Below are 13,935 nucleotides of genomic sequence, written 5' to 3' on the forward strand. Positions count from 1 at the left end.
AAAGAGGTGATTGATCATGCTAACAGAAAGACAAATGTTAGTGTTAGAAGCAATTGTCAGAGTATATACAGAGGTTGGTCAACCTGTTGGTTCTAAATCGGTCGTTGATTTTTTACCAATGCATGTAAGTTCAGCAACTATCAGAAATGAAATGGTGACATTGGAAAATAATGGGTTAATTAAAAAAACACATTCTTCTTCTGGTAGAATTCCTTCATTTTTAGGTTATCGATATTATGTTGATCACATTGTTAAACCCGGCGTTGTTCCAGCAGCGGAATTAGCGAATATTCAAAATTCTCTTGGTGTTCATTTTCAAAAGATTGATGAAATATTTGCAGAATCAACTAAGATTCTTTCGGACTTAACAAATTATACAGCGATTTCTTTACGACCTGAAACAATGGAAAGTCGTCTCGAAGGTTTTCGATTAGTACCATTAGGAAATCATCGAATTATGGCTATTCTTGTGATGAGTAGTGGCGTTGTTGAGAATCAGACATTCAGTATTCCTAAATCGATTAACGGATCAGATTTAGAAGCCGTAACAAGGTTGTTGAATGACCAATTAATTGGGTTGTCATTAGCTGAAATTTCTAAGAAGTTAAGAACAAGTATCCCAGTTATGTTGGTTAATTATATGCGTAGGCCAGCTGGTATTTTAGATATTTTTGGTAATATTTTAAAGCAGGCAGCACGTGAACAAGTTTTTGTTGGCGGTAAATCTAATATATTAGATTTTGCTACCGATAGTAACGTGGATGAATTAAAATCATTATATGATTTAGTAGACACATCAAATAACAAGAATATTGGTGAATTAATTGGAATTCAAGGTAAACCTATTCAAATTAAAATTGGTGAGGAATTAACGAACCAATTACTTGATAACTATAGTCTTATATCAGCTAGTTATGATGTTAGTGACCATGGTCAAGGGGTTATCGCATTATTGGGTCCTACAAATATGCCATATTCAAAAATGATTGGTTTATTAGATGCATTTAGTGATGAGCTTGCTAAAAAATTGTTAGATTATTATCAACAATTTGATAAATAAGAAAAGGGGTGTTGTGTGTGGTTAAAGATGCCAAAGAAGATTTAGTTGAAGAAGATGTTACACAAGAGCAACATCAGTCTAGTGAAGCAACTAATCAAAATGAGAAAAAAAGTTCTGTTACTGATAAAGTAAAAGAAAAATTTAGTAAAAAGCCTTCTGATGCAGATAAATTAGTTGAGTTACAAGCTAGTTTAGACACAATGGAAGATAAATATTTACGAGCAGAAGCCGAAATGGCAAATATGAATACACGCTTTAAGAAAGAACAAGAACAACTCTTAAAGTATAGCGGGCAATCATTAGCTAAAGATGTTCTACCAGTTATCGATAATTTGGAACGAGCATTGGCAATTGAGGTTGACACTGAGAGTGGCGAACAACTTAAAAAAGGTATTGAATTAGTTTATAAAGATGCACAAAAAGCATTAACTAATAATGACGTTATAGAAATTGCAACTGATGACGTTACTTTTGATCCAAATGTTCACCAAGCAGTTCAAACAGTTCCAGCTTCTGATGATCAAAAAGCAGATACAATTGTTCAAGTCCTTCAAAAAGGATATAAATTAAAAGATAGAGTGTTACGTCCAGCAATGGTCGTTGTCGCTCAATAATAATATAAGAAGAGGTAGATAAATTATGGCAAAAATTATAGGAATTGATTTAGGAACAACTAACTCAGCTGTTGCTGTGTTAGAAGGTAAAGAAGCAAAAATTATTACAAACCCAGAAGGAAATCGTACAACACCATCTGTTGTTTCATTTAAAGATGGCGAAACTCAAGTTGGTGAAGTTGCTAAACGCCAAGCAATCACAAACCCTGATACTGTTGCATCAATTAAACGTCACATGGGAGAAGAAGGCTACAAAGTAGATATTCAAGGAAAATCATACACACCACAAGAAGTTTCTGCTATGATTTTACAATACATCAAAGAATATTCTGAAGCTTACTTAGGCGAATCAGTAACACAAGCTGTTATTACAGTTCCTGCTTACTTTAACGATTCACAACGTCAAGCTACAAAAGATGCTGGTAAAATTGCCGGTTTAGAAGTTGAACGTATTGTTAACGAACCTACTGCTGCTGCTTTAGCATATGGTCTTGAAAATACTGAAAAAGATGAAAAAATCCTTGTATTCGATTTAGGTGGTGGTACATTTGATGTTTCTATCCTTGAATTAGGTGATGGTGTCTTTGAAGTACTATCAACAAACGGTGATACTAAACTTGGTGGAGATGATTTTGATCAAAAAATCATGGACTGGTTAGTTGAGACCTTCAAAAAAGAAAATGGTATTGACTTATCAAAAGATAAAATGGCAATGCAACGTCTTAAAGATGCTGCTGAAAAAGCTAAAAAAGATGTATCTGGTGTTACTAGTGCACAAATTAGCTTACCATTTATTACAGCCGGTGCTGCTGGACCTTTACATTTAGAAGCAACATTATCACGTGCAAAATTTGATAATCTTACACAAGACTTAGTTGAACGTACACGTATTCCAGTTCAAAATGCTTTAAAAGATGCTGGATTAACAAATGCTGATATTGATCAAGTTATCTTGGTTGGTGGTTCAACACGTATTCCTGCTGTTCAAGCATTAGTTGAAAAAGAAACAGATCACAAACCTAACCAATCAGTTAACCCTGATGAAGCTGTTGCACTTGGTGCTGCAATTCAAGGTGGTGTCATTACTGGTGATGTTAAGGATGTTGTTTTACTTGATGTAACACCACTTTCATTGGGTATTGAAACAATGGGTAGCGTCTTTACTAAGTTAATTGATCGTAATACAACGATCCCAACAAGCAAGTCACAAACGTTCTCAACAGCTGCAGATAACCAACCTGCCGTTGATATCCATGTCTTACAAGGTGAACGTCCAATGGCTACTGATAATAAAACATTAGGCCGTTTCCAATTAAATGATATTCCTGCTGCACCTCGTGGAATCCCTCAAATTGAAGTTAAATTTGATATTGATAAAAATGGTATTGTTAACGTTTCTGCTAAAGATTTAGGCACAAACAAAGAACAAAAAATTACAATCAAGAGTTCAGGTGGTCTTGCAGAAGACGAAATCGAACGCATGGTTAATGAAGCTAAAGAAAACGAAGAAGCAGATAAGGCACGTAAAGAAGAAGTTGATTTGAAGAATGAAGTTGATCAATTATTATTCTCAGTTGATAAAACTTTGGAAGAATTAAAAGGTAAAGTAACTGAAGAAGAAATTAAATCTGCTGAAGATGCTCGTGATGCTTTGAAGAAAGCTCAAGAAGATAACAATGTTGAAGATATGAAAGTTAAGAAAGATGAATTGAATAAAATTGTTCAAGACTTAACTGTTAAATTGTATCAACAAGCACAAGAAGCTCAAGGTGAAGCTGGTGCTGAAGGCACGGCTAAAGACCCTAAAGATGAAACTGTCGATGGTGACTTCGAAGAAGTTAACCCTGAAGATAAGAAGTAATCTTTACTAAATTTTGAGTGTGATAGAAAGTCAAAGGCCTTTGGGACTTTGGCTTTTTATTTCATGTTAGACATGTTATCCTATTTAGAGCAATAAAAACCAAAAAGGTTATTCGGAGGTACGGAATGGCAGAGAACAAAGATCCATATAATGTACTTGGTGTGACTAAAGATTCGTCACCTGAAGAAATAAAAAAAGCGTATCGTAAGTTATCTAAACAATATCATCCGGATATTAATAAGGATGCTGGTGCCGAAGATAAATTTAAAGAAATCACTGAAGCATATGAAACAGTTGGTGATCCACAAAAGAAAGCTGAATACGATCAATATGGTTCAGCTGGGTCTCAAGGTGGTGCTTACCGAGGATTTGGTGGTCAAGGACAACAAGGTGGATTTGGCGGCGGTGGATTTGAAGATATTTTCAGTTCATTTTTCGGCGGTGGTGGTGCTTCCCAAGATCCAACCGCTCCACGAGCAGGTCGTGATTTGCAATACGAGATGACATTGACATTTAATGAAGGTGTTTTTGGTAAAGAATCAACAATTAAATACAATCGTAAAAGTCTATGTGCTACTTGTTCTGGTTCTGGAGCAAAACCTGGAACTTCTCCAATTACATGTCATAAATGTGGTGGTCGAGGTACTATCCAAGTTGAGCGTCGTACGCCACTTGGAAACATGATGACTGAACAAGAATGTGATATTTGTCATGGTACAGGTAAAGAGATTAAAGAAAAATGTGATACATGTCATGGATCAGGCCATATTGATGAAAGACATGAAGTTAAAGTAACTGTTCCTGCTGGTGTTGAAGATGGTCAACAGATGCGTCTTCAAGGACAAGGTGAATCTGGTGAAAATAGTGGACCTTATGGAGATTTATACATTATCTTTAGAGTTCAGGCTAGTGGCACATTTGACCGTGAAGGTCCTGATATTTACATTGATGTTCCAATTAGCTTTGTCCAAGCTGCATTGGGCGACGAAGTAACGGTTCCAACCGTTCATGGAGATGTAAAAATGAAGATTCCCGCTGGAACACAGACTGGAACGACTTTCAGATTACGTGATAAGGGTGCGCCTAAATTACATGGTAAGGGTAATGGTGATCAAGAAGTGACGGTTAATATTGAAACACCTCGTAATCTTAAAAAAGAACAAAAAGATGCTTTGAAAGAATTTGCTACAGCTAGCGGTAAAAACGTTGTTGGCGAAGGTAATTTATTTGATAAGTTAAAAGATCAATTTAAAAATAAGAAATAAAGTTAAAAATAGAATCGTCTTCTAAGATGATTCTATTTTTTTGTATGCGAACTGTAATTGTGTTTAGTAGCGTTGATTGTTATAATCAGAAGAGATAGAAACAAGAAAGTAGGACGCTATTAATGGATTTTGAAGAAATGCAAGATAGACAAAAACATATTCGAAACTTTTCGATTGTAGCACATATTGATCATGGAAAATCCACACTTGCGGATCGTATCCTCGAGATGACTGATACAGTTACTAAACGTGAGATGCAAAATCAATTACTCGATTCGATGGATCTTGAACGAGAACGTGGAATTACAATTAAATTAAATGCGGTTGAATTACATTATCTTGCTAAAGATGGTGAAACATATATCTTTCATTTAATTGATACACCAGGACATGTTGATTTCACTTATGAAGTTTCAAGGAGTTTGGCGGCTTGTGAAGGTGCTGTACTTGTTGTAGACGCTGCTCAAGGTGTTGAGGCACAGACACTCGCAAACGTTTATTTAGCGATTGATGATGATTTGGAGATTTTACCAGTTATTAATAAAATTGACTTACCATCTGCTAATGTTGAAATGGTAAAAAAAGAAATTGAAGATGTTATCGGATTAGATGCCTCTGATGCCGTTCTGGCAAGTGCTAAAAATGGTATTGGTATTGAAGAGATGCTGGAACAGATTGTAACGAAAATTCCTGCACCAAATGGTGATTTAAAAAAACCATTGAAAGCTTTAATTTTTGATTCAATCTATGATAGTTACCGTGGCGTTGTTTTGAGTATTCGGGTGGTTGACGGTGTTGTAAAACCTGGCGACACAATTGAATTAATGAATAGTAAGAAAAAATATGAAGTGACTGAAGTTGGGGTTATGTCACCCAAAGCAGTTAATCGTGATTTTTTAATGGCCGGAGATGTTGGGTATGTTACAGCGGCAATTAAAGATATTCGAGATACACGAGTTGGTGATACAGTAACTTCAGCTGACAATCCAGCAACTGAAGCACTAGATGGTTACCGTGCAATTAATCCTATGGTTTATTGTGGGTTATATCCCGTAGATAATTCAAAATATAATGAATTACGTGAGGCACTTGAAAGATTACAATTAAATGATGCTGCTTTACAATTTGAACCAGAAACGTCACAAGCACTAGGATTTGGGTTCCGTTGTGGATTTTTAGGGTTATTACACATGGATGTTGTCCAAGAGCGGTTAGAACGTGAATCTGGGTTAGATTTGATTACAACGGCACCATCTGTAATTTATCATGTTGATTTAACTGATGGTGAGAAAATAATTGTTTCTAACCCTTCTGAAATGCCAGAACCATCATCAATTAAGCAAATTAACGAACCTTATGTGAAAGCAAGTATTATGGTACCTAATGAATATGTTGGAGCAGTCATGGAACTTTGTCAAAAAAAACGTGGTGTTTTTGAGACGATGGATTACTTAGATGAATTCCGTGTAAATATTATTTATCATATGCCTTTATCAGAAATTATCTTTGATTTCTTTGATAAATTAAAATCTAATACACGTGGATATGCATCCCTGGATTATGAAGAAGAGGGTTACCGTCCAAGTGATTTAATTAAAGTTGATATCTTGTTGAATGGTGAAGCAGTTGATGCATTGAGTTTTATTGTTCATCGTGATTTTTCTTTTGAACGTGGAAAAGGTATCGTCAATAAATTAAGATCATTAATTCCGCGCCAAATGTTTGAAATTCCAGTTCAAGCTGCTGCTGGACAAAAAATTATTGCAAGAACAAATATTAAAGCATACCGTAAGGATGTTACAGCTAAATTGTATGGTGGAGATCGAACACGCCGTATGAAACTTTTGGAAAAACAAAAAGCTGGTAAGAAACGAATGAAACAAGTTGGTAATGTTGAGATTCCACAAGAAGCATTTATGGCAGTCTTGAAAATTGATGAAGATGAAGAATCTAAGAAAAAATAAGTAAAAACGACAACCGGAAAAGTCTGGTTGTCGTTTTTTTTATGATAAGTATGCTTCATTATTTTGCATGTAAACCATCTCATCGTATGAAATTTGTTCTCTTAACAGATTTGCCGTTGCAGGGGTGATTAATTTTTGTTCTAATTGAAGTTGAACAAAATTATATTCTAATTGAAAGGCATTTATAAAAATATTATTTTGTAAGATAAGTTCAGTCTCATTTGAAAACATTCTTCTGTGTCTAACTGATAAAAATTGTCTAACCAGAGTAACGGCCATTGAATTGTCAACAGTGGTAATAGAGGTTAAATAAGTAATTGCTGCCTGATAACTAGATTCCTCCATTAAAATAAAGTCATCTTTTGTATTATTATAATATTTTTTGAAAGTATTTTTTTGATTTTCAGTAACCTGAGATAGCGCTTTTTCGCCTTTCTTAATAGCAAAATGTTTAAATAAATGAAGTGAATAGAATTTCAAGTGTATTATGAGATGTTTAAGTGAAAATCCACGGGTTGATTGATAAGTTGTAGCAAGATACTTTTCGTACCAAGAACCAGTTTTTTCAGAAACCTGACCACTCGATAATAATTCATGCAAAATATTTTCTTCAATTTCTTGTGTTTTTTCTAATAGGTCATAAAAATCACTCTTTTTAGGCCGTTTTAAAAAATTTTGTTGGTTATATAGCGTTTCAATTACTGTTTGTCTTTCTGGACTAGGAATATTTGTGACATTAAGTTGTTCAACAGTGTAAATAACCATCTTAGAACGAATTTCACCAATATTTTCTAAAATAGTAATCTCATTCTTTTTGGTAATTAAGTGCGGTAGTAGGAAAGTAGGAACTAACATGCTAATTAATATAACTAATGCAGCTATAAAAATGATTTCATTTCTCATAGGGAATTCAATTCCTGAAACAGTTACTAATGGTAATGAGTATGCCATGGATAGTGTAATTGTTCCGTGAATTCCACTTAGGGCAAATGTAAAATCGTCTTTTGTTGATAAATTTTTTAATAGGAAGTGGGACCATAGAAAACGCATTAGTGTCATAATAAAGTAAATACCAATACTAATAACAAGTAAAATTAGTGAATTAAATCCTGAGCTTTTTAATAAATCCGAGGTAACAGTAGGCAATGTTAAACCTAGAACTACAAAAACAAACCCATTTAAAGCATCTGTAAGTACTTTCCAAATACTACTTGATATAAATTGTAATTTAGTTGAAGATAACCGTAAACGATCTTTTTGAACACCATGAATTAAACCGGCAGCAACGACTGCTAAAATACCTGAACAACCTAATTCTTCAGATATAAAATAAATTAAAAAAGGAGTTATTATTTCAATTGGAATCATAATTGCTGTATCTTCGATGTGCCAATTTAGTAACGTTAACCTTATTTTAACGAATACTAATCCTAAAAATGCACCAATTAAGAGTCCACCAAAAAATGATGTGCTAAAAGCACTTAGACCTTCGTTCATAGAAAAAGTACCTGAAGAGAAAGCAGTTAATGCTAAACTAAGACCAACAATACCAGATGCATCATTAAACAAGGATTCATTTTCCAATATATTCATCATTGACTCAGGAATCGGTAAATTTTTTGTCACTGAAGATACTGCTACTGTATCTGTGGGTGTGACAATCGCTGCTAACGCAAATGCTAAGGCAAGTGATAAATCAGGTAAGACTGAGTGAACTAAAAACCCAGTGACAATTATTGTTGCACCAACTAAAATGATGGCTAATGAAAGCGTCGTTAAAATATTTCTAGCTAATGCTCTTCTAGATGTATTTTGGGCTTCATTGAAAATAATAGGTGCAACGATTATCATAAAAAATAATTCTGGGTTAAGTTCGAAATGTTGGAAATTTGGTAATAAAGAAAGCGCTAATCCTATACCAATTTGATAAAAAGCTTGTGGAACTTTTGGAAACTTAACAGCAATCACATTTGCGATAACCACGCCACCAAGTAATAATAAGATAGCAGATAGTGAATCCATAATATTGCCTCCAATAATTTCAATTTAGAATGGTGTCTATTTTAACACATGTCTAAATTTAACAACATAATAAAAGGCTAAGTTATCTAAAATAACTTAGCCTTTTATTAATTTATACGAATAAGTTAATAAGCATAACACCACCGAGCCCTGAAACAGAGACGACTGTTTCAAGAACGGTCCACGTTGCGAGTGTTTCTTTAACGGTTAGATCAAAATATTCTTTAATCATCCAGAAACCAGCATCGTTTACGTGAGATGCAATTAAACTACCTGAACCAATGGCGATAACCATTAATGCAGGATCAACGCCTGACCCAGCTATTAAACCACTGACTAGACCGGCAGCTGTTAATGCAGCAACTGTTGCAGAACCAAGAGAAATTCTAAGAAGTGCAGCAATTAACCAGCCTAACAATAATGGTGATAACGATGAGGATTCAAACATTCTTGAGATAACATCTGCGACACCACCATCAACAAGAACTTGCTTAAATGCACCTCCACCACCAATGATTAAGAGTAGCATTGCAATTTGTTTAATGGCAACTTCAAGAGAAGCCATAATATCTTTGACTGGGATCTTTCGGGCAATACCCATTGAATAGATAGCGAACAGAAGGGAGAGCAGCATGGCAACGCCAGGAGACCCAACGAACATGAAAAAGGAATCTATAGAGTTAGGGTTCTTTGGTGTTATCCCTTTATTAATAATCATGTCGTAAACTGTTGAAATAGCCATAATTACAACGGGAAATAAAGATGTCAAAGTACTCATTGCAAAACTAGGTGTATCTTCAAGTTTAAATTCTTTTTGTGTTCCTAATGCGCTTAAATTTCCTTTTTGCTTAAATGCCGAAGGAATATATTTTTTTGCAATCATAGCGAAAAGTGGACCGGCAATCAATGTTACCGGAATAGCTAATAGTAATCCGTAAATAAGAACCATCCCTACATTAGCATTTAGTGCTGATGCAATTGCAGTTGGGGCGGGGTGAGGTGGTAAAAAGCCATGAGTAACTGAAAGTGCAGCTGCCATGGGAATCCCAAGATATAAAACTGAAATTCCTAATTCCGTAGCAATCGCAAAAACGATTGGGATCAATAAAACAATACCAACTTCGAAAAATAATGCAATACCAATAATGAATGATGCAAGTACGACTGCTAATTGAATCCATTTTCGACCAAATCGGTTAATTAAAGTAGTCGCAATCCGATAAGCACCACCTGAATCAGCAACCAGTTTACCTAGCATAGCACCAAAACCGAAGACTAAGGATAAATGACCTAATTGACTACCAATACCATTTTCGATAGAAGTCGTGATTTTATCTAAAGGCATCCCTAATCCAATGGCAACAACAAATGATGTGATAATTAATGAAACAAATGTATTTAATTTAAATTTAATGATTAATAAAAGTAAAAAGAGAATCCCAATAAAAACAATTAAAAGTGGCATAGTAACTTTCCCCCAATGAAACTAGATTTGATGATAATGTTTCCGCTGGAAATCAGCAATATTTTTATATTCAGCGCTTAATGACCTACTTACTCGAACAAATATAGGTAATAGCTCACGATATACTTCAAAGTTTTCTTTTTGTGGTTGGTGGACATGCATGGAACCAATCATATTTTCAACAGCAGATAGATCAGCAATTAAATGTAAACTTTGCATTCCTAAGACAGCTGCGCCAAGACAAGAACTTTCAAAACTTTCAGGAATTGTAACTTCTTGTTCAAAAATATCGGCTAATAATTGTCGCCATAAAGATGATTGGGCAAAACCACCTGTTGCTTGGATTCTAGTGGGTTTCCCAGCAATTTCAGTTAGTGCTAACATGACCATGTCTAAATTGAAAACGATCCCTTCAAGTACAGCTCGAGCCATATGCGCACGTGTATGTTGACGTGTTAAACCAAAGAATGAACCTCTAGCATTAGCATCCCAGAGTGGTGCCCGTTCGCCACCAAGATAGGGGTGGAAGAGGAGTCCATCGGAACCGGCAGGAACCTTTTCTGCAATTTGAGTGATGACTTCATAGGGATCAATTTTCATTTGTTCAGCAGTAATTTTTTCGGGTGTAAATATCTCATCGCGCAACCAGCGGAAGACGATACCGCCATTGTTAACTGGCCCACCAATGACCCATTTATTTTTGGCGAGCGCATAACAGAATAGTCTACCTTTAGGATCTGTAACAGGGTGATCGATAACCATTCTAACGGCACCACTCGTACCAATTGTGACAGCCGCAACACCCGGTTCGATAGCATTAACACCAAGGTTTGATAGAACACCATCACTTGCACCAACAATAAAAGGAACATCACGTTGGATACCAGTTATTTTAGAAAATTCAGTATTTAGTCCGGATAGTTGGTACGTTGTTTCAACTAGTTCTGGTAACTGTTCAGGTGTGACACCAGTTACAGATAATGCTTGCTTATCCCAATCTAAATTAAAAATATTGAATAAGCCTGTAGCTGACGCTAAAGAATGATCAATAACAAGTCGATCAAATAATTGATATAAAATATAATCTTTAATACCAACAAAATAGGCTGCCTGATTAAATAAATCTGGTTTATCATTCTTTAACCAAATTAGTTTTGATAATGGTGACATAGGATGAATAGGTGTTCCAGTTTTGAGATAAATTTCATGACCAACACCTGATTCATTTAAATCATCACTCCACTTGCTAGCTCTGTTATCAGCCCAAGTAATCGATCTAGTTAACGGTTTATGATTTTTATCAAGTAGAATTAAACTGTGCATGGCAGCTGAAAATGAAACGCCTTTTAAATCAGTGGGGCGTAAGTTCGCTTTTTTATTGACCTCAGTGATTGCTTTTGTTACAGCAGCATAAATTTCATCAGGATCTTGTTCAGCCATCCCATTTTCTTCTTGATAAAGTGAGTAACCAATATTAGCGTATTCAATTACGGTACCTTTAAGATCGTATAAAACTGCTTTCGTGCTTGTTGTTCCAATATCAACACCGATTATATGTGGCATAGTGATCTCCCTTGAATAAATAGTAGTATGAATAATAAAGTTTATTAAAATTACAGTTAACGCTTACATTATCGTCTTTGAGTTAATTTAAAGCAACTATCTTTACTTATTTAAAATTTGATAATAAAGGATAGAATGCTGCTAAAATTAAAAAGAAGGAAAGAATAATGATTAGAATAGTTTGACGGCGATTACCATGATGTAAGAATAAGTTTAAACATGAGGTAACAGCAATGTAACCACCAAGTATCATCAAAAAGATAAATGTATCTGTAATAGGATTTAAACTAATAAGCGAAAAAAGTCCCAGTATCAATAGCCAGTTACGACTATTTTTTTCCCAGGCTAACGAGCCAAAAAAAAGTGACTTATATGAAAATTTTCGACGTTTTTTTTTCGTAAATGTAGAAATATAAATAATAGTGGTCATAATAAACCAAATGGAAAGAATGAATGGACCGAGATATTGCATAAGTAAACTCCGTTAAATTTAATTTTTTGAAAATAAAGTTGATAAACGTGTCATAAAAGTCGATAAGAATCTTTCGGTTTCAACGGCAACAGCGACAACCGTTGTTGCTTGATTTGAATTTAGGCGTGTCTCGTCACCGATTGTACGTCCAGAAAAAGGCGCTTCTGTGTCAACTTTCATATTGATAGGTAAAGTAGTGACTAAAGATGCATCTATAGCAACGGCAACAGCTAAGGGGTCATGCAAAGCACAGCCGTCTAAATTTGTTTTTAGGTTTGCATAGGCGTTAATATAGTAATCAACAATATCGGCGAAAGCTCGACTTGATGGACTGTCAATTTCACGCCATAGCTCTGTTTCTTTTTTTGTTAAAAGTGTTTTAAGTGTTACGTCTAGACCTACCATTGTAATAGGCAATTTACTTTGGAATACTTCATTTGCGGCTTCTGGATCTTGATTAATATTTGCTTCAGCAACGGCAGTTACATTTCCAGGGATTGTTAAAGCACCACCCATTAAAACGACTTTACCAATTAATGTTTCAATTTTAGGATCTTTTTTTATGGCTAATGATAAGTTCGTTAATGGACCAGTAGGCACAATAATTAAATCTGATTGAAATTCATGTGCAGAATCGATAATAAAATCGATTCCAGATTCTGAGGCGTATGGTTGGCTTGATTTAGGGATTTTTATGTCACCTAAACCGTTCATACCATGTATTTCTTGGCTTATTTCTAAAGTATCAAAAGATTGAGTCGTGATTGAATGTTTCTCACCGAGATAAACTGGAATATTTGATTCACCTAATAAATTAAGTAAGTTCAAACTGTTTTGAACACCAGCTAGCATTTGCAGGTTACCGTAAGAACCTACAATACCAATTAAATCAATTTCGGTACTAGCGAGAGCATAGGCAATAGCCAATGCATCGTCAATACCAGTGTCTAAATCCAAAATCATTTTCTTTCTTCCCATAAATAAAACCTCCCCAATATTTTAATAACCTTAGTTTACCAAAAAAAGCGATAAATTGTTATCGTTTTCCTCTTTAATTAATGCATGAATGAATGCAATGCTTTATAATAAACTTTGAGAACTAAACAAAATTTGATGTAATTTAAATTTATTTAAAATATGAGGTGATAGTATGGCACAAGAAACATTGTTTGATTATTTAAAGAAGGAATTACCAAAAATTGATTTTGATGGTGATATTGTATTAGATTGGCAGAAAAAGGATCATACATTTACAGTAGATCTCACATTTTATGCTGAGAATAAGTCACAACAAGCAATTCTTGATATTGAAGGTGTTAACTCAGAATTACCCATTATTTCATTTGGGGATGCTATATTACTCTATGATGAAGAACGTTTTGACTCAAAGGAAGTTGAAAAAGAGTATTTAACAACATTACCCTTTCAAGGGAAATCGGGTTGGGAACGCTCAGAGGCAGCAGCATTTATTAACTATTTACAAATTGTACTAGACAATGGTCAAAGTGATTTGTTAGATTTTTTGAATGATGATGATGCTGAATTCTTTGAACTAAGTTGGTCAGCTAGCGATTTTGAAAAAATTCAAAAAGCACAAAGTACAGAAAAAAGTATGCGATTAATTTATCCAAAATTTTAGGAGGATTTCA

At 34.7% G+C, this 13,935-nt stretch carries 11 protein-coding genes; 6 read left to right on the forward strand and 5 right to left on the reverse strand.

Annotation, left to right across the window (positions count from 1 at the left end):
• Nucleotides 1-16: 16 nt before the first annotated feature.
• The 5 genes from hrcA (at nucleotide 17) to lepA (ending at nucleotide 6,764) form a co-directional block, all read left to right on the forward strand.
• The gene (gene hrcA, locus AC1RPY_RS02020; RefSeq protein WP_409022460.1) at nucleotides 17-1,060 is read left to right on the forward strand and encodes a heat-inducible transcriptional repressor HrcA; all 1,044 of its coding nucleotides are present in this window, start codon (nucleotides 17-19) and stop codon (nucleotides 1,058-1,060) included.
• A 17-nt stretch (nucleotides 1,061-1,077) separates the two neighbouring features.
• A complete protein-coding gene (gene grpE, locus AC1RPY_RS02025) occupies nucleotides 1,078-1,674 on the forward strand; it encodes a nucleotide exchange factor GrpE (RefSeq protein WP_481761377.1) in 597 nt (198 codons plus the stop codon).
• Nucleotides 1,675-1,699: 25 nt separating this feature from the next.
• Nucleotides 1,700-3,535 (forward strand): molecular chaperone DnaK, encoded by a 1,836-nt coding sequence (gene dnaK / locus AC1RPY_RS02030; RefSeq protein ID WP_481761376.1) that lies wholly within the window; start codon nucleotides 1,700-1,702, stop codon nucleotides 3,533-3,535.
• A 125-nt stretch (nucleotides 3,536-3,660) separates the two neighbouring features.
• Nucleotides 3,661-4,800: a molecular chaperone DnaJ gene (gene dnaJ / locus AC1RPY_RS02035; RefSeq protein ID WP_481761375.1), complete on the forward strand. Its 1,140-nt coding sequence runs from the start codon at nucleotides 3,661-3,663 to the stop codon at nucleotides 4,798-4,800.
• A gap of 122 nt (nucleotides 4,801-4,922) precedes the next feature.
• Nucleotides 4,923-6,764, forward strand: a complete 1,842-nt coding sequence (gene lepA, locus AC1RPY_RS02040) for a translation elongation factor 4 (protein WP_481761374.1) — start codon at nucleotides 4,923-4,925, stop codon at nucleotides 6,762-6,764.
• 39 nt (nucleotides 6,765-6,803) lie between these two features.
• On the opposite strand, the gene AC1RPY_RS02045 is transcribed toward lepA, so the two are convergent.
• The 5 genes from AC1RPY_RS02045 to AC1RPY_RS02065 form a co-directional block, all read right to left on the reverse strand.
• Complete coding sequence (locus AC1RPY_RS02045) at nucleotides 6,804-8,786, reverse strand: cation:proton antiporter (protein ID WP_481761373.1); 1,983 nt, start codon at nucleotides 8,784-8,786, stop codon at nucleotides 6,804-6,806.
• Between the two features lie 112 nt (nucleotides 8,787-8,898).
• Nucleotides 8,899-10,251: a gluconate:H+ symporter gene (locus AC1RPY_RS02050; RefSeq protein ID WP_481761372.1), complete on the reverse strand. Its 1,353-nt coding sequence runs from the start codon at nucleotides 10,249-10,251 to the stop codon at nucleotides 8,899-8,901.
• Between the two features lie 21 nt (nucleotides 10,252-10,272).
• A complete protein-coding gene (gene gntK, locus AC1RPY_RS02055) occupies nucleotides 10,273-11,814 on the reverse strand; it encodes a gluconokinase (RefSeq protein ID WP_481761371.1) in 1,542 nt (513 codons plus the stop codon).
• A 106-nt stretch (nucleotides 11,815-11,920) separates the two neighbouring features.
• Entirely contained in the window at nucleotides 11,921-12,286 is a 366-nt protein-coding gene (locus tag AC1RPY_RS02060; RefSeq protein WP_481762403.1) for a hypothetical protein, read from the reverse strand.
• 18 nt (nucleotides 12,287-12,304) lie between these two features.
• Nucleotides 12,305-13,264, reverse strand: a complete 960-nt coding sequence (locus AC1RPY_RS02065; RefSeq protein WP_481761369.1) for a nucleoside hydrolase — start codon at nucleotides 13,262-13,264, stop codon at nucleotides 12,305-12,307.
• Nucleotides 13,265-13,436: 172 nt separating this feature from the next.
• Here AC1RPY_RS02065 and AC1RPY_RS02070 point away from each other — a divergent pair, with 172 nt between their 5' ends.
• Nucleotides 13,437-13,925, forward strand: coding sequence for a DUF3013 family protein (locus AC1RPY_RS02070; protein WP_481761368.1), 489 nt, complete (start codon nucleotides 13,437-13,439; stop codon nucleotides 13,923-13,925).
• The last annotated feature ends 10 nt before the right edge of the window (nucleotides 13,926-13,935 follow it).

The sequence above is a fragment of the Dellaglioa sp. CoH-56-MRSF-12 genome, from assembly GCF_056782075.1.

What these genes read in the sequence shown, in the direction of transcription:
- hrcA (WP_409022460.1), top strand. Translation starts at nt 17, where the DNA reads ATGCTAACAGAAAGACAAATGTTAGTGTTAGAAGCAATTGTCAGAGTA.
- dnaK (WP_481761376.1), top strand. Translation starts at nt 1,700, where the DNA reads ATGGCAAAAATTATAGGAATTGATTTAGGAACAACTAACTCAGCTGTT.
- dnaJ (WP_481761375.1), top strand. Translation starts at nt 3,661, where the DNA reads ATGGCAGAGAACAAAGATCCATATAATGTACTTGGTGTGACTAAAGAT.
- lepA (WP_481761374.1), top strand. Translation starts at nt 4,923, where the DNA reads ATGGATTTTGAAGAAATGCAAGATAGACAAAAACATATTCGAAACTTT.
- AC1RPY_RS02045 (WP_481761373.1), bottom strand. Translation starts at nt 8,786, where the DNA reads ATGGATTCACTATCTGCTATCTTATTATTACTTGGTGGCGTGGTTATC.
- AC1RPY_RS02050 (WP_481761372.1), bottom strand. Translation starts at nt 10,251, where the DNA reads ATGCCACTTTTAATTGTTTTTATTGGGATTCTCTTTTTACTTTTATTA.
- gntK (WP_481761371.1), bottom strand. Translation starts at nt 11,814, where the DNA reads ATGCCACATATAATCGGTGTTGATATTGGAACAACAAGCACGAAAGCA.
- AC1RPY_RS02060 (WP_481762403.1), bottom strand. Translation starts at nt 12,286, where the DNA reads ATGCAATATCTCGGTCCATTCATTCTTTCCATTTGGTTTATTATGACC.
- AC1RPY_RS02065 (WP_481761369.1), bottom strand. Translation starts at nt 13,264, where the DNA reads ATGGGAAGAAAGAAAATGATTTTGGATTTAGACACTGGTATTGACGAT.
- AC1RPY_RS02070 (WP_481761368.1), top strand. Translation starts at nt 13,437, where the DNA reads ATGGCACAAGAAACATTGTTTGATTATTTAAAGAAGGAATTACCAAAA.